A 20167-nucleotide genomic window follows, 5' to 3' on the forward strand; every position below is an offset into this window, starting at 1 on the left:
TGCAAAAGAGGATAGGAATTAACAAACCGTCGAGGAAAGCTCCTAGGCTGCTCGAAGGAGGCATATTGAGGATTACAGTGTGGACTAAGTGGTAATCCAGTCATACTTTTGGCGACAAAGTAGATTCAGGCTTAAAGGGAAACCGCCAAATGGCGACAGTTGGTGCCTGAAGGGGAAACCCTGCTGGACCTAAGCCACAAAATTTACTCAATATGCTACCACTTCAAGTACATAGGAGGATTTTATTAATGAAATCTAAGAAGTTTAACATAAATTACAAGTGGACTATAAACGCTTTTATTTTTAGCTTTATTTTTGCAGTGATTTTGAATTTTTCATCGGATGTTTTGTTAAAAAAAAGCAATATAATAATTGCTTTTTTTGTATTGTTAGTTATAGTATTGATAGGAGTTTTATCGGATATAATTGGCATAGCTGTTGCAACAGGATCTGAAGAACCTTTTCATTCTATGGCTTCAAATAAGGTTTTTGGAGCTAAGCAATCGATTAAATTGATACGAAATGCGAATATTGTTACAAATATTTGCAACGACATAATCGGTGATATAAGTGGAATAGTATCTGGTGCTGCATTAAGTAGTATAATTGCTAAGTTATCAATTTCCAGCACTAAAAGCACTATTTATGCGACAGTTTTTGGAGGGATACTATCAGCAGTTACAATTGGTGGTAAATCTTTAGGGAAAAATTTAGGAATGTATAAAAGTCAATCGATTATTTTCTCTGTTGGCATACTTTTGGCTTGGTTTGAAAAAAATACAGGTATAGAATTTTTTCCATCCAATTCTAAAAAAAATAGAAAATAGAAAGTGAGTGGGCACTGTGCTCGAAAAAATTTCTGCACCTAATGATATAAAAAAATGCAGTTTAGCTGAATTAGAAGAGCTTTCAAGTGAAATACGCAGCTTTTTAATAAGCCATATTTCTAAGACAGGTGGACATTTAGCGTCAAACCTTGGCGTAGTTGAATTGACGATTGCTCTTCACTATGTGTTTGAATCACCTAAGGATAAGATCGTCTGGGATGTGGGACATCAAAGCTATGTGCATAAGATCTTAACAGGAAGACGAGAGCTTTTTGATACATTAAGAAAATTTGGTGGGTTGTCGGGTTTTCCTAAAAGAAATGAGAGTGAACATGATATTTTTGAAACAGGCCATAGCAGTACATCTATATCTGCTGCATTGGGGATTGCAAAGGCAAGAGATCTGAATAATGAAAAATATTCAGTAATTTCTGTGATAGGTGATGGAGCACTTACTGGTGGAATGGCGTTTGAGGCTTTAAATGATGCGGGCAGATCTAAGACAAATCTCATAGTAATATTAAATCATAATGAGATGTCTATATCGCAAAATGTTGGAAGTCTTTCACTTTATTTAAGCAGGTTAAGAACGGATCCAAGCTATTTTAAGTTAAAAAAAGATTTAGAGAATATCTTAAACATAATACCACCTATTGGGAAAAGCATCCATAAGTCAATCGAAAAAATAAAGGATTCCATCAAACAATTGATTGTGCCTGGGATGTTTTTTGAGGAAATGGGGTTTACATATTTAGGACCAATTGACGGTCATGATCTGGATTCCTTAATTGATGTATTAAAAAGAGCTAAAAAAATGAATGGGCCTATTTTGATTCACGTGATAACGAAAAAGGGAAAGGGATATGTATTTGCAGAAGATAATCCTGATAAATTTCATTCTGCTGGAATTTTTGATATAGGAACAGGAGAATTTAAGAAAAGAACTGACACGTATTCAGATGTATTTGGAAAAACATTGACTCATTTGGCTGAAAATAATAAGAAGATAGTTGCAATAACTGCTGCAATGCCGGATGGGACAGGATTAAATTACTTTGCTGAAAAGTTCCCAAATAGATTTTATGATGTAGGCATTGCAGAGCAACATGCTGCGACTTTTGCTGCTGGCATGGCAGTAAATGGGTATAAGCCTTATTTTGCAGTGTATTCGACTTTTTTGCAAAGAGCATTTGACCAAGTAATACACGATATATGTATTCAAAATCTTCCAGTAGTCTTAGCAGTAGATAGAGCTGGCCTTGTGGGAGAAGATGGTGAAACACACCAAGGTGTATTTGATATTTCGTACTTGAGAATGATACCAAACATGACAGTTATGGCTCCTAAAGATGCAGATGAATTGGTTAAAATGACAAAATTATCCACCTTGATAAAAGGACCTTGTGCAATAAGATACCCAAAGGGAAAAGTTGAAAATTACGATGTTAATAAAGAACCTAATTTTACATTGGGGGAAGCTGAAGTCATTAATGTTGGCTCTAACATAGCGATTTTTGCTCTCGGCAAGATGGTGAAAATTGCATTAAGTGCGTCTTTAAGGCTTAAAAATAATTCCATAAACCCTTATATAGTGAATTTAAGGTTTGCTAAGCCTTTAGATATAAATACCATTATAACAATTTCGAAAAAAGTTGATTACATATTTACAATGGAAGACAATGTACTTATAGGTGGCGTTGGAAGTGCAATATTGGAGTTATTAAATGAAAACAATATATACAAGAAGTTCTATAGATTCGGCTTTCCTGATAAATTTATAGAACATGGCGATGTAGAAAGTCTGTTTAAAAAATATGGATTGGATAGCGATTCTGTGGCAGAAAAAATAATAGAATTGGTGATGTCATGAAAGAGAAAGAAAGAGCGGATTTATTATTGGTACAAAAAGGTTTTTTCACATCGAGAGAAAAAGCTAAAGCGTCTATTATGGCAGGGGAAGTTTTTGCGGATGGAAAGAAAATAAATAAAGCTGGCGATATTATTAGTGTTAATTCGAGCTTAGAAATAAAAGCGAAAAATAATCCTTACGTAAGTCGGGGTGGTTTAAAACTTGAAAAGGCAATTAAATACTTTGATATTGATGTAAAAGACAAAATAGCAATGGATGTGGGCGCGTCAACTGGTGGATTTACAGATTGCCTTCTAAAAAATGGAGCAAAAAAAGTTTATGCTATAGATGTTGGATATGGTCAGCTTGATTGGAACTTAAGAAATGATGAGAGAGTTATAAACATGGAAAGAACAAATATTCGCTATCTTGATAATTTACCGGATATTATCGATATAATTACAATAGATGTATCATTTATATCGCTTGGGATAGTTATACCATCTGTAAAAAAATTTCTAAAAAATGGTGGAGAATTAGTGTCGCTTATAAAACCACAATTTGAAGCTGGAAGAGAGAAAGTTGGGAAAAATGGGGTTGTAAGAGATAAAAGTGTCCATGTAGAAGTCATAAATAAAACAATAGATGTTTTAAAAGATCTATCATTTAGTGTAAAAGGTATTACTTTCTCACCTATAAAAGGACCAGAAGGTAATATAGAGTATTTGATTTATGCAAAAAACGGAAAAGATGTGGACTCTGATCTTGATGTAGAAGGATTAGTAGAGCTGTCTCACAATACTCTTAATGAAAATAAAAAGCAGAATAAAGAAGGAAAATAAAAAGTTTCGTAGAATTAAGAATTATGATATTAATTATGTGGTGATTAAATGAAAAATATTTGTGTCATACCGAATATTCATAAGGACAAAAATTTAAGGACTACGAGAAGTTTAGTGGAGTGGATCATCCAGCATGGATATAAACCAATACTAAACGAGGTCGTTGCGCAGAAAATTGGCTTTTCTGAATATGGCAAAAGCGGAACAGAGATTTTTGAAAAAAGTGATTTTATTGTGGCATTAGGGGGAGATGGGACAATTTTAAACGTTGCCAGACAATGTGCATCTTTTTCTACACCTATCCTTGGCGTAAATTTGGGACACTTAGGTTTTTTAGCGGAAGTTGATGCCGAAGATGTAGTTGAAGCAGTAGAAAAGATTGTCAACAATGAATTTTTCATAGACAAAAGGATGATGTTAGAAGCAAGCATAATCAAAGAAAATATGGAGGCAGTTAATCTTATAGCTTTAAATGACATTGTGGTAACAAGGGGCTCTTTTTCCAGAATGGTTAAACTAAAAGTATTTGTGAATGAACAGTACGTTAATACATACCTGGCTGATGGGATAATTATATCTAGCCCTACAGGTTCAACAGCATATTCTTTGTCAGCAGGTGGACCGATAGTGTACCCTAATCTGGAATTATTTGTAATAACACCTATATGTCCTCATACACTGCATTCAAGGTCTATCATAGTATCAGAAAAAGATAAAGTAAAGCTTGTTATAGTAGGTGAAAATCAAGATGTAATGGTAACAACAGACGGACAACAAGGATACAAACTGAACAGTGGTGATACAATTTATGTAAAAAAAAGCAATAGGTATACCAATTTGATACGCTTAAAGAGTATGAACTTTTTTGACCTATTGCGCAGCAAATTATCAGAGAGGAATTTTAACATTTAATGAGGAGTGTTATTGATAATGAAGTTAGCAAGACATGCAAAGATTCTTGAAATAATAAGTAAAAATGAAATTGAAACACAGGAAGAATTGGCAGATGCCCTTCAAAAAGAAGGCATAAAAGTCACACAAGCTACAGTATCCAGGGATATAAAAGAGTTAAGGCTTATAAAAGTATTGAGTGCAGACGGCAAAAAATACAAATATGCGCCAATGAAAAGTCAAGATACTAAAGTAACTGACAAGTTAGTTGCGCTTCTTTCTGGAATAGTAGGAATAGATTATGCTGGAAATACTATAGTAATTAAAACACTTTCTGGAACTGCACCTGCTGCTGCAGAAGCTTTGGATACATTAAATTGGAATGAGGTAGTAGGAACTCTTGCAGGAGATAATACTATATTTATGCTTGTGAGATCGGAAGATGCCGTCAAAGAAATTATAGACAGAATTAATGAATTGATTAAATGAATGTTTTTTAAGGGGGATTACGATGATCCTTACATTGAACATAAAAAATATAGCTTTAATCGATGAGGCTGAGATTGATTTTGACGATGGCTTAAACATTCTTACTGGAGAGACAGGTGCTGGTAAATCTATAGTTATAGATTCAATGATGCTTTTGCTGGGTGGGAGAGCAAACAAAGACATTATCCGGAATGGTGCTCAAAAGGCTACAGTTGAAGGTGTTTTTTTGGTAGATTCAAATACTGATGTTATACATAAGATTTTAGATGAAGCAGGCATTGAATACGAGGATGATGATACATTGGTTATTAGCAGAGATATAACAGAAAACGGAAGAAACTACTGCAGAGTTAATGGTAGAATAGTTCCTTTATCTTTTTTAAGCAAATTGGGAACGTATTTGGTTGACATATTAGGCCAACACGAGCATCAATTTCTGTTAGATAGCAGTAAGCATTTGTCAATTTTAGATAATTTTCAAGATAAGAATTTTTTTGATTTAAAAGGCACGTTAAGGGATTTATTAAGTGAATACAACATTCTTAATAAAAGGCTAAAGGAATTTTATTCAGATGACAAAGAAAAGATGTCAAAAATAGATCTTCTTAAGTATCAGATAAATGAAATAGAATCTGCAAAAATAAAAAAAGGAGAAGAAGAAAATTTACTTGAAAGGCGAAACATATTAATCAATTCAGAGAAATTATTTAATTCTATGAATGAATGCTACAACTTGCTTTATAAAGGTATTAATGATAATACATCGATTTTAGATAATCTCAGCACTGTATTAAAAAATCTGGATGCCTCGTATAAAATAGACAAAAGGCTTGAAAAATTAAAAGAAATGATTCAAAGTGCTTTATATACATTAGATGATTGTTCTATTCAAATCAGAGATTATGTTGAGAATATTAATTTTGATGCAAACGAGTTAAATGAAATTGAAAAAAGGTTGGACATACTGGGAAATTTAAAAAGAAAATACGGTAGAACGATTGAAGAAATAATTAGATATAAAGAAGAAAAAAATAGTGAACTTACAAAATTATTAAATGCAGAAGAAGAAATATATAAGATAAACAAAGAAAAAGAAGAAATCATGCAGAAAATTAAAGCGATTTCTGATGAAATACATAAAAGGAGAAAAAATGTAGCAGATTTTCTTGAAAAGAAAATAAGCGACGTATTAAGTGAGTTAAATATGCCTAATACAATTTTTAAAGTCGATATTAGAAAAAGAGATATGCCAAATGAGAATGGCATGGATGAAGTGGAGTTTTTAATATCAACTAATATCGGTGAACCTTTAAAGCCACTTGATAAAATAGCTTCTGGTGGTGAGCTATCGAGGATTATGTTGGCTTTAAAGACAATTTTGGCCGACTTTGATGGCATATCTACATTAATATTTGATGAAGTAGATACAGGAATAAGCGGCAAAGCAGCCCAAGCTGTGGCGCAGAAAATAGCTTTGATTTCAAGAAATCGTCAGGTTATATGTGTGACACATCTCCCTCAAATAACATCTATGGCTGATTCACATTTTAAAATTTCAAAGGAATTTGACAAAGACAAAACTTACATAAAAATTGAAAAATTAGATTATGAAGGGAAAATAAAAGAATTATCGAGAATAATCAGTGGTTCTGTTGTTACAAACACTACTTACAATCATTCGAAGGAGCTAATTGATTTAGCAGAAAATTACAAAAAAAAATTAATTTAAAAGATACGGTTCAAAGCCGTATTTTTTTATTTTGCCATTAGAAAAAAAGTCATTACTTGACTTAGAAATCTAACTTTTTATTGACAGTATATAAATCATTCTAAAGGGTTAATTTAATCATAGCAAATTTATTTGAGGGAGTGATTAAATTGAATCGCAATAAGATTAAATATTTAATTTTTGCATTTTTATCCGCTTTAATAATATATATAAATTATACACCTGCAATTAAGAGTGTTTACCAGACTCCCAATTATTATAAATTTTTCGAAGGAGAAAAAGTAAAATTTAATTTTAATTTACCACTTAAAGTAGGCTTTTATACAGATAGACAAGGCATTGTAAAAATAGATAATGATGAAGGCGGCAATAATATTTTAAATCTTGATAAACCATTTTCTGTTGAAACGCTAAACCGTGGTAAAGTGAATATAAATTTCAGGTTATTTGGGATATTTCCAATAAAAAGTATTTATGTTGATGTGATACCAACAATAAAGGTAATTCCTGGTGGCGATTCAATTGGAGTTAAGCTTAACACAAAAGGAGCCCTTGTAGTTGGATATTCTGATATAATAGGAACAGATGATAAAATTTACAGTCCATACAGAGAGGGGAAAATACAAATAGGTGATATAATTCTTGAAGTTAATAATATAAAGATTAACTCTGCTGATGATATAACAGATATTATAAATAAGCAAAAAGATACAATGGTAACACTTAAAATAAGCAGAAAAGGTAATATAGTATATTCAAAGTTACATCCGGTCTTGGCTAAAGATGATCAAAAATACAAGCTGGGATTATGGGTAAGAGATCATACGGCAGGTATTGGAACATTGACGTTTTATACTGAAGATAAAAAGTATTATGCTGCTTTAGGACATGCGATTACCGATATAGATACAGGAGATGTTCTATCAGTTAACAACGGACAAATAATGAAATCTAAAATAACATCTGTAAGTAAAGGAAAAAGAAGCAGTCCAGGAGAGCTTAGAGGTATTTTTTTAGAGGAAGTTGACACAATAGGTGATATTGAAAAAAATACGGAGTATGGCATATATGGAAAGATAATTAATCCAAGTGATATAAGTTTAAAATCAATACCGATAGGTTATCAATCACAAGTTGTTGAAGGACCAGCAAAAATCCTTACAACAATAGACAATACGGGAGTAAAGGAATTTGATATTCAGATAATAAAGAAAGTGGAACAAAAGAATCCAAATCAAAAAGGGATGATAATAAAAATTGTCGATAAAGAATTGCTAGATAAAACAGGTGGTATTGTCCAAGGAATGAGTGGAAGTCCAATTATACAAAATGGCAAGCTTATAGGCGCTGTGACGCATGTTTTTGTCAATGACCCAACTAAAGGATATGCAGTATATGCTGAATGGATGATAAATGAAATGGAAAATTTACACCATGATGAAAATGTGTTTAAGAATTAGGGATTACATTTTTCCCTAATTTTTTATTGTTAAAAGAAGGAAATTCTAATTTTATGTAGAATATTATAAAGTAGATTTATTTTTTATAAAATGGCATAAGGAGGGGCGTTTGTTGTTAAAGAAAATTAAATTAGGAATTTGTGATGATAATAAGGAATTTGTCGGTATAATGGTTGACTACCTGTCATCAAAAGAAAATATCGAAATTGTAGGTGTTGCAAATGATGGCAATCAAGCAGTTAAACTTATTCAAGATAATGATTTAGATCTTTTAATCTTGGATATCATAATGCCATATTTGGATGGCATTGGGGTTTTAGAAAAAGTTAATGAACTAAAGAAAAAAAGACCTAAAATAATCATTTTATCGGCAGTAGGTCAGGAAAAAATTACACAAAGAGCAATAAACCTTGGTGCAGATTATTACATTCTAAAACCATTTGATTTAGAATTGCTTTCTAAGAGAATAACAGAGATAATGGAGTATCAGACTGATGTGGTGTCAAAGGCTGTCATGCCTATAATCGGAGACAAAAAATCTGTCGACTTAGAAACTCTTATAACACAGGTTATTCATGATGTAGGAATACCTGCGCATATAAAAGGATATTTGTATTTAAGAGATGCTATAACATTAGTAATAAGCAATATTGAATACTTGAATTCTGTAACGAAGCTTTTGTATCCAAAGATAGCTGAAAAATATGAGACTACTCCCAGTAGAGTGGAAAGGGCTATAAGACATGCGATTGAAGTTGCGTGGAGCAGAGGTAAAGTCGATGTTTTAAATGATCTATTTGGCTATACAATTAACGATGAAAAGGGGAAACCTACCAATTCAGAGTTTATCGCGCTTATTGCTGACAAGTTAAGATTAAGTTTAAAGGCGAATTAAAAAATGCGGTGAATAGCTCACCGTATTTTTTGTTTTACCTTGTAGAAAATTGTGCTATAATAAACAAAGAAAAGATGTATGGAGGTTTTACCATGCAAATTACTGGTACAGTTAAAATGGACAAAAGGACGAAAAATCTTGCAAAGCGCATAGGCCCCGGAGAAATCGCTGTGATAGATCATGTTGATATCGATGAGATTGGTGCCGAATCTTTGATAGAAAAGAAGATTTTGGCTGTGATAAATGCTAATAAATCGATAAGCGGTAGATATCCTAACTTAGGCCCATCTATTATTGATAAAGCTGGTATCCCTATTATAGATGAAGTTGGCGAAGATATATTTGAATTGCTTAAAGAGAATGATAAGATTACTATAATCGATAATGAAATATATAAAGATGGCAAATTGATAAAAAGAGGAAAATTGCTTACACACGATGTTATTAATTACAAAATGGAAGAATGTAAGGAAAATCTGGAAGTAGAGTTGGATAAATTCATTGAGAATACGCTTGAATATGCTAAAAAAGAAAAGTCATTTATTTTGGGTGATATTGAAATACCTGATGTGAAGACAAAGTTTAAAGATAGACAAGCATTGGTTGTTGTAAGAGGAAAAGACTATAAGGAAGACTTATATACTATTAGGCAGTATATAACAGATGTAAAGCCTATATTGATAGGAGTAGATGGTGGTGCAGATGCAATACTTGAATTTGGCTTAACACCTGATATTATAATTGGAGACATGGATAGCGTAAGCGATAAGGCTTTGAAAAAAGCAAAGGAGATAGTAGTTCATGCCTATCCAAATGGCAAGTCGCCTGGGTTAGAGAGAGTTAAATCATTAGGACTTGATGCACATATATTTAAAGCGCCAGGAACAAGTGAAGACATTGCTATGCTTTTAGCATATGAAAAAGGCGCAGATTTAATAGTGGCTGTTGGCACTCATTCCAGTATGATCGATTTTTTGGAAAAAGGAAGGAAGGGAATGTCTAGCACATTTCTAGTAAGATTAAAGATTGGATCTAAGCTTATTGATGCTAAAGGGGTTAACAAACTATACAGAGAAAATTTTAGGCTTTCATATGTTTTTAGTATTATATTTGCTGCAATGGTTCCACTTAGTGTAATAGCTTATTTTTCACCACCTATGCAACAGCTTTTAAAACTTTTGCAGCTAAGGATAAGGCTTTTAATAGGATTTTAGGAGGAGATCTATGAACGTAAATATTAGATATTATGTATTGACGATAGCAGCAATTTTTATGGCATTGGGAATTGGCATATTTATAGGCTTCATGCTGGATGGACAAAAAGTTTTTTCTGAACAGCAAGAAACAATCATAAATCAGCTAGAGCAAAAATTTAAAGATATCCAAACTGAAAATTCTAATTTAAAGGACAATGTACAAAGTTTAAATAAGCAACTTGACTATATGAACCAATACGGGAAAATTGTTTTTCCTGAGCTTGTAAAAGGACGCTTAAATGGTGTAAAAGTTGCAATAATTGAAACAAACAATGATTTTATCTATCCAGGTTTAAGAAATGCTTTGATGAAAGCAGGTGCAACAATATCATCTGTTACAATATTTAAAGATGATTTGAATAATTTAGATCAGTCAGAGAAAGATGATTTAATAACTAATTTGTCTAAATACGGCAATATTGACAGCAACCATCTCATCGAATCTTTATCTGAGAAACTGACTGAAGTTCTTGTTACTGGGCAAGATGGAGAATTGATAACTTATTTAAAAGATAAGGGGTACATTGATTTTACTGGTACACCTGGAAATACAGATTTTATCGTTTTAGCAGGTGGCAGCAATCTTAAAAATAACAATTTAAATATAGTAGATATCCCAATAATAAGGCAATCGAAAATTTTAAATGTGCCGATTGTCGGAGTTGAACAAAGCGATGTGAAGTATTCTTATATGGATGCGTATAGAAAACAACACTTGTCAACCGTTGATAACATAGATACGATTATAGGACAAACTTCATTGATAATGGTGATGCAAGGCAAAGATGGCAATTATGGAATAAAAGCTGGAGATACAGCGATTATGCCCGATTCCTTTATAGAATACCAACAGAATCAAAATCAAAATAAGGCAAATTCAAACGAGGTGAAATGATGGCTGTAAGTGTTTTGATACCGGCATACAATGAAGGCAAGAGAATCGTTGATACAATAAAGGGAATGGAGAATATAGAGGAAATTGATGAGATCATTGTTATAAATGATGGCTCTACAGATGACACAGCAGATAAAGCTAAAAAAGCAGGAGCAAAATTGGTGAACCTAAAAAATAATTCTGGTAAAGGAAGAGCCTTAAAAGAAGGCTTGAAATACGTTAAAAATGATGTTATTGCTTTTATTGACGCAGATGTAGGTTTGACTTCTCGAGAGGTAATTAAATTAATAAAACCTGTTTTAAATAATGATGCCGATGTTACTGTAGCCAGATTTCCTAAAGTCAATGTTAAATCAGGTTTTGGACTTGTAAAGAAATTAGCAAAATACGGTGTAAAACTGCTTACTGGTCATGATTTTGATTCTACACTCTCTGGTCAAAGGGTTTTTAAAAAGGAAGTGCTTGACAAAATAAAAAAAATTTATGGTGGTTATGGTATAGAAGTTGGTATGACAATCGACATATTTAATTTAGGATATAAGATTAAAGAAGTAGATGTTGATATGACTCACTCTGTTACATTAAGAGATATTAAAGGTTTTATTCATAGAGGTAGACAGTTTTTGGATATACTTAAAGTTTTATTAATAAAAGCGATATTTAAGGACCGGTGATAAAGTGTCATCATTAATGATTTTTATCATATCTTTTTTGTTGATGATAGTAATTCAAAAATTTATAATTCAGATATTAGACAAAGATGTGTGCCTAAAGCCTAATTATAAAAATGTTTTGATTCCAGTATGTGGTGGAATAGCTTTTGTTCCAACTATTTTTATTGCAGCGATTGTTTCCAAGTTTCTTGGGATTTCTGATGAAATGACACCGATTTTTTTGGTTTCCATTATATTGATGTCTTATGTAGGTTTAATCGATGATATATTAGGTGATAGAAGTGTCAGAGGATTAAAAGGTCATATTAAATCACTTCTGAACATGAAATTGACAACAGGAGGTTTAAAAGCGGTAATAGGCGTTATAGTATCGTTTTATATAAGCATAAATATCAGCAATAGATTAGTTGATATAATAGTCAACACAATATTGATATCTTTATTTACTAATTTTTTGAATTTGCTTGATTTAAGACCTGGAAGAGCTTGCAAAGCGTTCTTTTTTATAGCCATAATTTTCTTGTTAGCAGGTACTGGAAACTTTTTAATCTTACTGATTGTTTTGGGTGCTGTAATTGCTTTTGTGCCACTGGATTTAAAAGCAAAAATTATGTTAGGTGATACTGGTTCTAATATTCTTGGTCTTACGTTAGGAATATCAAGTGTTTTGTTGTTTAATTTTAATATAAAGTTAATTATTTTGGCATTTTTAATTTTAATTCATATTATTACTGAAAAATATTCATTGTCTAAAATAATAGAAAAAAATAAGTTTTTGAATTATTTAGACATGATTGGCAGAGGACGTGATTAGTTGTGATTTCAATTAAAAAAGGGATTGTAAAAAAGATTATATCAGAAAAGGCCGATATATGCTTTGTAGAAATTGACATAGAAGGAATTGTTTCAAAGGCGGTAAATTATAATAAAATTACAGGTATAATAAACGTGGATGATGTGGTTTATGTAAATCAAACGGCTAAAAACTTGCAATTGGGTACGGGTGGATATGACTTTGTCATATTGAATACAAGATATGATTCATTTGAATATAAGAACATAGGGCATATAATGAAAATGCGCTATTCTCCTATGCAAATTAATGTGCTTTCGGTAGAAGAACTAGATAGTCCATACCATGATATTTTTAATAATTTTAAAGGGTTGAACAGCATGCCTGTGATAGTAGCTGAACTCCACAGCATGTTGGCTCCTACTGCAATAATGCTAAAGAAATTAAAACCATCGGTTAAAATTTCATATATAATGACTGATTCTGCTTGTCTTCCTATATCTTTCAGCAATACTGTCCATTATCTAAAAGAGAATAATTTTATCGATACCACAATTACTATTGGACATGCTTTTGGAGGGGATTTTGAGTCTGTTAATATTTATTCGGCATTGATATGTGCAAAGGAAGTAGCCAAAAGCGATATCGCAATTGTGGCTATGGGACCAGGCATAGTTGGGACAGGAACAAAATACGGATTTTCAGGCATAGATCAAGCTTCAATTATAGATGCAATAAACAAAATAAAGGGCAATCCTATATTGATACCTAGAATTAGTTTTAATGATGCAAGAGAAAGACACAACGGTATAAGCCATCATACTGTTACAGTAGCAGAACTTGTAAATAGTACATGCACTATTGTAGTCCCAAAACTGAAACATGAGAAAGAGATGCTTCTCAAAAAGCAATTGGGAAATAACGCATTTGATAAAATGAATAAATACTTTGTTGATGTTGAAAAATATAGAAAGCTATTGCACAATGTAAAAGATATTAAATTCACTACTATGGGAAGAGGACTTGATGAAGAAAGCGAATTTTTTGATGCTTGTATTGCTGCAGCAGTTTATTGTTCGGATCTTTTGATTGTTGATTAACTCATAAAACGTTTTGTACTTAGAAGAAAGTTCATTTAAAAGCTTTAAGAGTTCACAAAATTTACCCTTAAAATAAATTTTGTTTTCGTATATAATCATTATACTCATCTCCTTTGATGTTATCTTATGCAAGTTAAGTAAAAAATATACTAATCAGAAAGGATTGTATAAAATGGAGCTAACCGAAGTAACAAAGAATTCAAATATCATATTTTCTGGCAAGATAATAAACTTGAGAGTAGATGATGTTGTTTTGCCAAACGGAAAGATAACAACAAGAGAAATTGTTGAACACAATGGTGGTGTTTCAATATTAGCAATAAACAAAAGCGGAAAAATAGTCATGGTTGAACAGTACAGAAAACCTGCAGAGAAGATGCTATTGGAGATACCTGCAGGAAAATTAAATGTGGGAGAGGAGCCTATAGAGTGTGCAAAAAGAGAGCTAATGGAGGAAACAGGGTATATAGCGAAAGAGCTTAAACACTTGTTTACATTTTATCCATCTCCTGGTTTTTCTACAGAAATTTTACATTTATTTTTTGCGGACGATTTAGAAAAAGGCACATCAAATACAGATCCAGATGAATTTTTGAACGTTCATGAGTATACAGTCGATGAGATAAGGGATATGATGCAAAAAGGATTGATTGAAGATGCAAAAACACTTATTGCGTTATTGTATTATATAAGGTGAAAAGGGGTTTAAGATGTACTATAATGTAGATTTACACGTTCACATAGGAAGGACGAGGAATGGCAGACCTGTTAAGATCACCGCTTCACCAAATCTAACAGTCGAAAATATATTAAATAAATGTATTGAGAAAGGCATAGATATTGTAGGAATTGTTGATTGTGCTGCTCCAGAAATTTTAGATGAAATAGAGCAACTGCTTAAAACTGAATATGGATTGTATGAAGAACTTGAAGGTGGAGGAATTTTATTTAAGCAAAAGGTATTATTGCTGTTAGTAAGTGAGATAGAGGTGGGTGGTGAATTGCGCGGTTCACCACACTTATTGTGTTTTTTGAAAGATATAAAATCCATGAGGAAGTTTTCTGAAGCCTTATCTAAACATGTTAATAATGTAAATTTAAGTACACAAAGATGCAGCTTAAATAGCGTGGAAATATTGAAGATTGTAGAAGACTTAGATGGATTTGTTGTACCTGCTCACATATTTACGCCATATAAAAGTTATTATGGAAATACTGCAGATAGGTTAAATTATATATTTAATGAATATTTTGAAAATGTCAATGCGGTAGAACTTGGATTAAGCTCTGATACTTTTTTGGCAGATATGATAAGTGAATTAAGAGGCAAAACTTTTTTAAGCAATTCTGATGCTCATTCGCTACAAAAAATTGGTAGAGAATTTAACGTATTTGATTTGCCTAAACCTGATTTTACAAGCTTAAAAGCTGCATTAAAATCCATGAAAGGAGTCATAAGAAATTATGGACTAAATCCTGCATTAGGCAAATATCATAGAACATTTTGTCTTGATTGCAATAAAGTTGCTAATGTAGATCCGCCAGCGCATAAGTGTGCTTATTGCAATAGCAAGAACATAGTATTTGGGGTTTTAGACAGAATATATGAGATAAAAGATCAAGAGATGCTACACCCGCCATTTAGAGCTGAATATGTATATCAGATTCCATTGGAATTTTTGCCTGGCATCGGTCCAAAAACAATTAGGAAGCTTATGAGAGAAGTTGGAAGCGAAATATACGTCACACATGAAGCGCCTTTTGAACAATTAAAAAATTCAGTTGGCGAAAAAATAGCAAAAAATATTTTAGATGCAAGATATGGCAATCTAAAAATTGAAACAGGAGGCGGCGGTATCTACGGGAAAATAATTTGAGGCAGTCATAATGTCTTTCTCCATGGCATAAATTAAAATATAATTTGAGGCGCAGGAGGAGGACGTTGCCTTGAAATATTTAAAAGAAAAGACATCTAAACACATTCGAGACAATTCGATATTATATATAATAATTTTAATGTCATTTATGATTGGTATAGCATCTGGTTCTTTTACAATAAATACATTAAATGATGTACAAAAAGAAAATATGATGAAATACATTAAAAATTTTTACGTAATAATTAGCCAGATGAAAATAGTTCCAATTGAAATATTTAAACAATCTGTTTTAAATAATTTTGAAACGACGTTTGTATTGTGGCTTCTTGGAGCAACAATTATTGGAATTCCATTTATATTTATTGTTATTGGCATAAGAGGATTTTTATTAGGTTTTTCAGTTGGTTTTCTGATAAACCAATTGAAATACAAAGGAATTCTCTTTACGTTGGTTGCTATATTGCCTCAGAATATTCTTGCTTTAATTTCATTATTTTTTATTTCAGCAACGGCTATCAATTTTTCGATGTATATATTAAAAAACCGAAGATTCAATATTAATGATTTATTTTCTCAATTTGTAACATATACTTTATTGGTTTATTTTGCATTTTCGCTGATGATACTTAGCGGGGTATTTGAAGCATATCTTACACCTAAAATACTTTATTTTTTAAAAAATATTATACAATAAGCAAGAAGGAAAAATAAAAAATATGTTGAATATAAAGATATAACTAAAATAATAGGGGTAATGCAGATGGGAAGCATTGTACAAGCTTTTATTGACTTTTTGAAAAATGAGAAAAAGCTAAGCGATAATACGGTTGAATCTTATAAAAGAGATATAACGCAGTTTATAGGGTACTTAAAGGAAAACAATATCGAATATTATGATGTTAATAAAATAACAATTATTAGCTATTTAAATTTTTTAAAACATAAAAATATGTCACAATCAACTATTTCTCGTCATTTATCATCCATAAAATCTTTTTATCAATACTTATTTATGAACAAGTTTATTGATAAAGAACCAGCGTATACTTTAGATGCACCAAAAATAGAGAAAAAGGTTCCTCTAACATTATCAGTGGAACAGGTTGACAAGCTTTTATCTCATGAATTTGAGAATAGTGAAAAAGGATTGAGAGATAAAGCGATATTGGAGGTCTTGTATGCAACCGGCCTCAAAGTGTCAGAGCTGATATCTCTGCATATAAAAGACGTCAATCTCAATTATGGTTATATTTATTGCAAAAGCTCAAAAGAAAGATTTATACCAATTGGGGATTCAGCTTTAAATGCGCTTCAAAACTACATCTCTGTAAGAAGAAAAATAGATCAGGATGAATTCCTGTTTTTAAATTTGAGAGGTGAACCGTTAACTCGCCAGGGATGTTGGAAAATCATTAAAGAATACACTAATATAGTAAATCCAGGATTTGACATAACACCAAGTATATTGAGAAAATCTTTTGCAAAGCACATGTTGGAAAATGGAGCTGATATAAGAAGTGTACAGGAAATTCTTGGATACAAATCTTTTAATCAAGGTGATTTGATTTCATTAATTTCAAAATCGAAAATAAAAGAAGTGTACAAAAGATCGCATCCAAGAGCTTAAAAATTTAGGAATAATAATCCCTCCATTAGAAAAAATAATTTTAAGAGGAGGGATAAAATGTTGAAAAAAACATTATTATTTACATTGATATTTGTGCTTATATGTTCAGTGCTATTAGAAAATTTTGCATATGCTGATAATTTTAATCTCAAGTCAAAATCTGCAATTCTTATGGACGCTAATACAGGTAAAGTTCTATATGAAAAAAATAGCCATGAAGAGCTACCTCCTGCCAGTGTTACGAAAGTAATGACCATGCTTTTAGTTATTGAAGCATTGGATTCTGGTAAAATTAAGACTACTGACAAAGTTGTGACAAGCGAACATGCTTATGATATGGGTGGTACACAAATTTATTTAGAGGTTGGCGAAGAAATGACTGTAGATGATCTGTTGAAATCTGTCGCAATGAATTCTGCAAATGATGCTTCAGTCGCGTTGGCTGAATATATTTCAGGTAGTGAAGAAAAATTTGTAGAAGAAATGAACAAAAGAGCCAAAGAACTAGGTGCCAAAAATACAAATTTTAAGAATGCTTCGGGGTTACCTGAAGATGGACACTATACCTCGGTTTATGATATGGCGCTAATATCCAGAGAACTTGTTAAACATAAAAATGTATTTAAATATTTAACTGATAAAATTGATTCTGTTAGAAATGGTAAATTCAGCTTGGCTAATACTAATAAGCTTCTCTGGAATTATCAAGGCGCAGATGGAATAAAAACAGGATCTACTTCAGAAGCATTGTACTGTTTATCTGCGACTGCCAAAAGAGGCGATACAAGGTTTATAGCAGTGGTATTCGGAGCACCAGATTCCGCTACTCGTTTCAAAGAAGCTTCAAAATTATTAGATTATGGTTTTGCTAATTTTGAAACAAAAAAAGTTGTTGAAGCAGGCAAAGTATATGGTAATATAAAAGTTTTAAAAGGCCAACAAGATTACGTAAATGCTATTTCCCAAAATGATGAATATATTTTATTGAAAAAAGGTGAATCTAAGAATATAAAGCAAATAGTAAGCTTAAATAAATATGTTGATGCACCTGTGAAAGCAGGTTCAGAAATAGGAACAGTGAAAATATACGACGGAAATAATCTTATAAAGACAGTATCGTTAATAGCTGATAAAAGTGTTAAAAGAACAAATTTAATAAATACTTTTGAAAAAATCTATAAATCGTGGGTAAAAAATACTAAAAGCTTATAAGCTTTTAGTATTTTTTTAAAAATTTTTATAGAAAAAAATTACAAATAAGGAGGAAATTGAGCTATGATGTAGAATAATATATTATGGAGGGATGAATATGGGAATAAAATTTGTAGAAAAAAATGACACCTTAATAGTAAAGATAAAAGGGGAATTGGATCATCATACATCGGATCTTTTTAAAGATGCTATAAATACGGAATACCAGAAAGGATTTAAAAATATTATTTTGGATTTTGAAAAATTGAATTTTATGGATAGTTCCGGCATTGGAATGATTCTTGGAAGGTATAAAATGGCTAAAGATAATGATGGTAAATTGGCAATTGTAGGTGCTAATTCTCAACTTTTAAAAGTCATTGAGTTGTCAGGAATTTTAAGGATAATAAATTGCTATGATACAATAGAAGAAGCCATTAAAAACATGCAAAGGGGGATATAAATGAGTTATTCAAATAAAATGGAATTGAAATTTTTAAGCAAGTCTCAAAATGAGTCTTTTGCACGGACCGTTATTGCTGCTTTTGCAGCTCAATTAGATCCAACTGTAGAGGAAATAGCAGATATCAAGACAGCAGTATCTGAAGCTGTTACAAATTCTATAATTCACGGTTATGAAGGTAAAATTGATTATATAATGTTAAAAGCAGAGATAGAAGGGAACAAGTTAACAGTCGAAGTTATTGACAATGGTGTTGGAATAGAGGACATTGAAAAAGCGATGGAACCTTTATATACTACAAAACCTGATGAAGATAGATCAGGAATGGGCTTTACTGTTATGCAGACTTTTATGGATGAATTGGTTGTTGAATCTGAAAAAGGAAAAGGTACTAAGGTTAGAATGACCAAATACATCAATTCAGGTAAATGAGGTGCTGCTATGATTGATAAAGATAATGAAAGGAATGAAGATGTAAATGAACTTATAAGAAAATCTAAAAATAATGACAAGTCTTCAATGGAGAAGTTGCTGAAAGAAAATAGCGGCCTTATTTGGAGTATAGTGAAGAAATTTTCTTACAGAGGATATGAGGCAGAAGATCTTTATCAGATTGGGTGTATAGGATTTGTAAAAGCCATTAATAAGTTTGATGAATCCTATAATGTGAAATTATCCACGTATGCAGTACCAATCATAATAGGTGAGATAAAAAGGTTTTTGAGAGATGATGGACTTATTAAAGTTAGCCGATCATTAAAAGAATTGTCAAATAAAGCCTATTTTATGAAAGACAAATTGGAAAAGGAATTAAATAGAGAACCGACAATTCAAGAAATTGCATCAAAGCTTGATGTTTCAGCAGAAGAAGTTGCGATGGCGTTTGAATCTACTGCCACTGCTGAATATCTATATGATAATTCTCAGCACAATGAAGATGATAATTTACTTTTGATAGAAAAGATAGGAATCGATGAACAAGAATATGAAATTGAAGATAAGTTGGCTTTAAGAATGGTTTTAAAAAACTTAAATTCTCGTGAAAGACAGATAATCGTTTTGCGGTATTTTAAAGATATGACACAGACAGAGGTATCGAAAATCTTAGGCATATCACAAGTGCAAGTATCAAGAATTGAAAAGAAAGTTTTAAAAAAACTAAAAGAACAGTTACAAGAAGTGTAAAGTTATTTGCACTTCTTTTTGTATGAAAAAAACATATTGTCACATAATATTACTGTATCGAGGTGTTACAAATGAGAAAGCTTATTATAATTTTCTCAATAATTATATTTACTTTATCTGT

The 20167-nt window shown here is 31.7% G+C and carries 21 protein-coding genes; all 21 read left to right on the forward strand.

Features of this window, described 5'->3' with window-relative positions:
* Positions 1-248 precede the first annotated feature (248 nt).
* The 21 genes from THEXY_RS06110 (at position 249) to sigF (ending at position 20046) form a co-directional block, all read left to right on the forward strand.
* Positions 249-827, forward strand: a complete 579-nt coding sequence (locus tag THEXY_RS06110; protein ID WP_013787964.1) for a hypothetical protein — start codon at positions 249-251, stop codon at positions 825-827.
* A 16-nt stretch (positions 828-843) separates the two neighbouring features.
* Positions 844-2697, forward strand: a complete 1854-nt coding sequence (dxs, locus tag THEXY_RS06115; RefSeq protein WP_013787965.1) for a 1-deoxy-D-xylulose-5-phosphate synthase — start codon at positions 844-846, stop codon at positions 2695-2697.
* Entirely contained in the window at positions 2694-3518 is an 825-nt protein-coding gene (locus THEXY_RS06120; RefSeq protein WP_013787966.1) for a TlyA family RNA methyltransferase, read from the forward strand. The genes dxs and THEXY_RS06120 overlap by 4 nt, the downstream gene beginning before the upstream one ends.
* Positions 3519-3566: 48 nt before the next feature.
* On the forward strand, positions 3567-4430 hold the full coding sequence (locus THEXY_RS06125) for an NAD(+)/NADH kinase (RefSeq protein WP_013787967.1): 864 nt from the start codon (positions 3567-3569) through the stop codon (positions 4428-4430).
* 15 nt (positions 4431-4445) lie between these two features.
* Positions 4446-4898, forward strand: a complete 453-nt coding sequence (locus tag THEXY_RS06130; RefSeq protein ID WP_083815355.1) for an arginine repressor — start codon at positions 4446-4448, stop codon at positions 4896-4898.
* A 22-nt stretch (positions 4899-4920) separates the two neighbouring features.
* A complete protein-coding gene (recN, locus tag THEXY_RS06135; RefSeq protein WP_013787969.1) occupies positions 4921-6627 on the forward strand; it encodes a DNA repair protein RecN in 1707 nt (568 codons plus the stop codon).
* A gap of 149 nt (positions 6628-6776) precedes the next feature.
* Positions 6777-8087, forward strand: coding sequence for a SpoIVB peptidase (gene spoIVB, locus THEXY_RS06140; RefSeq protein ID WP_013787970.1), 1311 nt, complete (start codon positions 6777-6779; stop codon positions 8085-8087).
* 112 nt (positions 8088-8199) lie between these two features.
* Positions 8200-8982, forward strand: a complete 783-nt coding sequence (gene spo0A / locus THEXY_RS06145) for a sporulation transcription factor Spo0A (protein WP_013787971.1) — start codon at positions 8200-8202, stop codon at positions 8980-8982.
* 92 nt (positions 8983-9074) lie between these two features.
* Entirely contained in the window at positions 9075-10196 is a 1122-nt protein-coding gene (gene steA / locus THEXY_RS06150) for a putative cytokinetic ring protein SteA (RefSeq protein WP_013787972.1), read from the forward strand.
* A 10-nt stretch (positions 10197-10206) separates the two neighbouring features.
* Positions 10207-11133: a copper transporter gene (locus THEXY_RS06155; RefSeq protein ID WP_013787973.1), complete on the forward strand. Its 927-nt coding sequence runs from the start codon at positions 10207-10209 to the stop codon at positions 11131-11133.
* Positions 11133-11807: a glycosyltransferase family 2 protein gene (locus THEXY_RS06160; protein WP_013787974.1), complete on the forward strand. Its 675-nt coding sequence runs from the start codon at positions 11133-11135 to the stop codon at positions 11805-11807. The genes THEXY_RS06155 and THEXY_RS06160 overlap by 1 nt, the downstream gene beginning before the upstream one ends.
* Before the next feature lie 16 nt (positions 11808-11823).
* The gene (locus THEXY_RS06165) at positions 11824-12621 is read left to right on the forward strand and encodes an MraY family glycosyltransferase (RefSeq protein WP_041592080.1); all 798 of its coding nucleotides are present in this window, start codon (positions 11824-11826) and stop codon (positions 12619-12621) included.
* Between the two features lie 2 nt (positions 12622-12623).
* On the forward strand, positions 12624-13700 hold the full coding sequence (locus THEXY_RS06170) for a DUF3866 family protein (protein WP_013787976.1): 1077 nt from the start codon (positions 12624-12626) through the stop codon (positions 13698-13700).
* A 172-nt stretch (positions 13701-13872) separates the two neighbouring features.
* Positions 13873-14397 (forward strand): NUDIX hydrolase, encoded by a 525-nt coding sequence (locus THEXY_RS06175; RefSeq protein WP_013787977.1) that lies wholly within the window; start codon positions 13873-13875, stop codon positions 14395-14397.
* A gap of 13 nt (positions 14398-14410) precedes the next feature.
* Entirely contained in the window at positions 14411-15577 is a 1167-nt protein-coding gene (locus tag THEXY_RS06180) for an endonuclease Q family protein (protein WP_013787978.1), read from the forward strand.
* Positions 15578-15647: 70 nt separating this feature from the next.
* On the forward strand, positions 15648-16274 hold the full coding sequence (spoIIM, locus tag THEXY_RS06185; protein ID WP_013787979.1) for a stage II sporulation protein M: 627 nt from the start codon (positions 15648-15650) through the stop codon (positions 16272-16274).
* Between the two features lie 66 nt (positions 16275-16340).
* The gene (locus THEXY_RS06190) at positions 16341-17207 is read left to right on the forward strand and encodes a site-specific tyrosine recombinase (protein WP_013787980.1); all 867 of its coding nucleotides are present in this window, start codon (positions 16341-16343) and stop codon (positions 17205-17207) included.
* A 57-nt stretch (positions 17208-17264) separates the two neighbouring features.
* Positions 17265-18419 carry a D-alanyl-D-alanine carboxypeptidase family protein gene (locus tag THEXY_RS06195; protein ID WP_013787981.1) on the forward strand — a complete coding sequence of 385 codons (1155 nt, stop codon included), beginning with the start codon at positions 17265-17267 and terminating at the stop codon, positions 18417-18419.
* 97 nt (positions 18420-18516) lie between these two features.
* Entirely contained in the window at positions 18517-18861 is a 345-nt protein-coding gene (spoIIAA, locus tag THEXY_RS06200) for an anti-sigma F factor antagonist (RefSeq protein WP_013787982.1), read from the forward strand.
* Positions 18862-19293: an anti-sigma F factor gene (gene spoIIAB / locus THEXY_RS06205; protein ID WP_013787983.1), complete on the forward strand. Its 432-nt coding sequence runs from the start codon at positions 18862-18864 to the stop codon at positions 19291-19293.
* 9 nt (positions 19294-19302) lie between these two features.
* A complete protein-coding gene (sigF, locus tag THEXY_RS06210) occupies positions 19303-20046 on the forward strand; it encodes an RNA polymerase sporulation sigma factor SigF (protein ID WP_013787984.1) in 744 nt (247 codons plus the stop codon).
* Positions 20047-20167 lie beyond the last annotated feature (121 nt).

Origin of the sequence: Thermoanaerobacterium xylanolyticum LX-11 (assembly GCF_000189775.2) — a bacterium.
GTDB classification, from domain to species: domain Bacteria; phylum Bacillota; class Thermoanaerobacteria; order Thermoanaerobacterales; family Thermoanaerobacteraceae; genus Thermoanaerobacterium; species Thermoanaerobacterium thermosulfurigenes.

What these genes read in the sequence shown, in the direction of transcription:
- spoIIAB (WP_013787983.1), top strand. Translation starts at nt 18,862, where the DNA reads ATGAGTTATTCAAATAAAATGGAATTGAAATTTTTAAGCAAGTCTCAA.
- THEXY_RS06180 (WP_013787978.1), top strand. Translation starts at nt 14,411, where the DNA reads ATGTACTATAATGTAGATTTACACGTTCACATAGGAAGGACGAGGAAT.
- THEXY_RS06190 (WP_013787980.1), top strand. Translation starts at nt 16,341, where the DNA reads ATGGGAAGCATTGTACAAGCTTTTATTGACTTTTTGAAAAATGAGAAA.
- steA (WP_013787972.1), top strand. Translation starts at nt 9,075, where the DNA reads ATGCAAATTACTGGTACAGTTAAAATGGACAAAAGGACGAAAAATCTT.
- THEXY_RS06175 (WP_013787977.1), top strand. Translation starts at nt 13,873, where the DNA reads ATGGAGCTAACCGAAGTAACAAAGAATTCAAATATCATATTTTCTGGC.
- recN (WP_013787969.1), top strand. Translation starts at nt 4,921, where the DNA reads ATGATCCTTACATTGAACATAAAAAATATAGCTTTAATCGATGAGGCT.
- THEXY_RS06120 (WP_013787966.1), top strand. Translation starts at nt 2,694, where the DNA reads ATGAAAGAGAAAGAAAGAGCGGATTTATTATTGGTACAAAAAGGTTTT.
- THEXY_RS06165 (WP_041592080.1), top strand. Translation starts at nt 11,824, where the DNA reads ATGATTTTTATCATATCTTTTTTGTTGATGATAGTAATTCAAAAATTT.
- spoIIAA (WP_013787982.1), top strand. Translation starts at nt 18,517, where the DNA reads ATGGGAATAAAATTTGTAGAAAAAAATGACACCTTAATAGTAAAGATA.
- THEXY_RS06125 (WP_013787967.1), top strand. Translation starts at nt 3,567, where the DNA reads ATGAAAAATATTTGTGTCATACCGAATATTCATAAGGACAAAAATTTA.
- THEXY_RS06110 (WP_013787964.1), top strand. Translation starts at nt 249, where the DNA reads ATGAAATCTAAGAAGTTTAACATAAATTACAAGTGGACTATAAACGCT.
- sigF (WP_013787984.1), top strand. Translation starts at nt 19,303, where the DNA reads ATGATTGATAAAGATAATGAAAGGAATGAAGATGTAAATGAACTTATA.
- THEXY_RS06160 (WP_013787974.1), top strand. Translation starts at nt 11,133, where the DNA reads ATGGCTGTAAGTGTTTTGATACCGGCATACAATGAAGGCAAGAGAATC.
- THEXY_RS06155 (WP_013787973.1), top strand. Translation starts at nt 10,207, where the DNA reads ATGAACGTAAATATTAGATATTATGTATTGACGATAGCAGCAATTTTT.
- THEXY_RS06195 (WP_013787981.1), top strand. Translation starts at nt 17,265, where the DNA reads ATGTTGAAAAAAACATTATTATTTACATTGATATTTGTGCTTATATGT.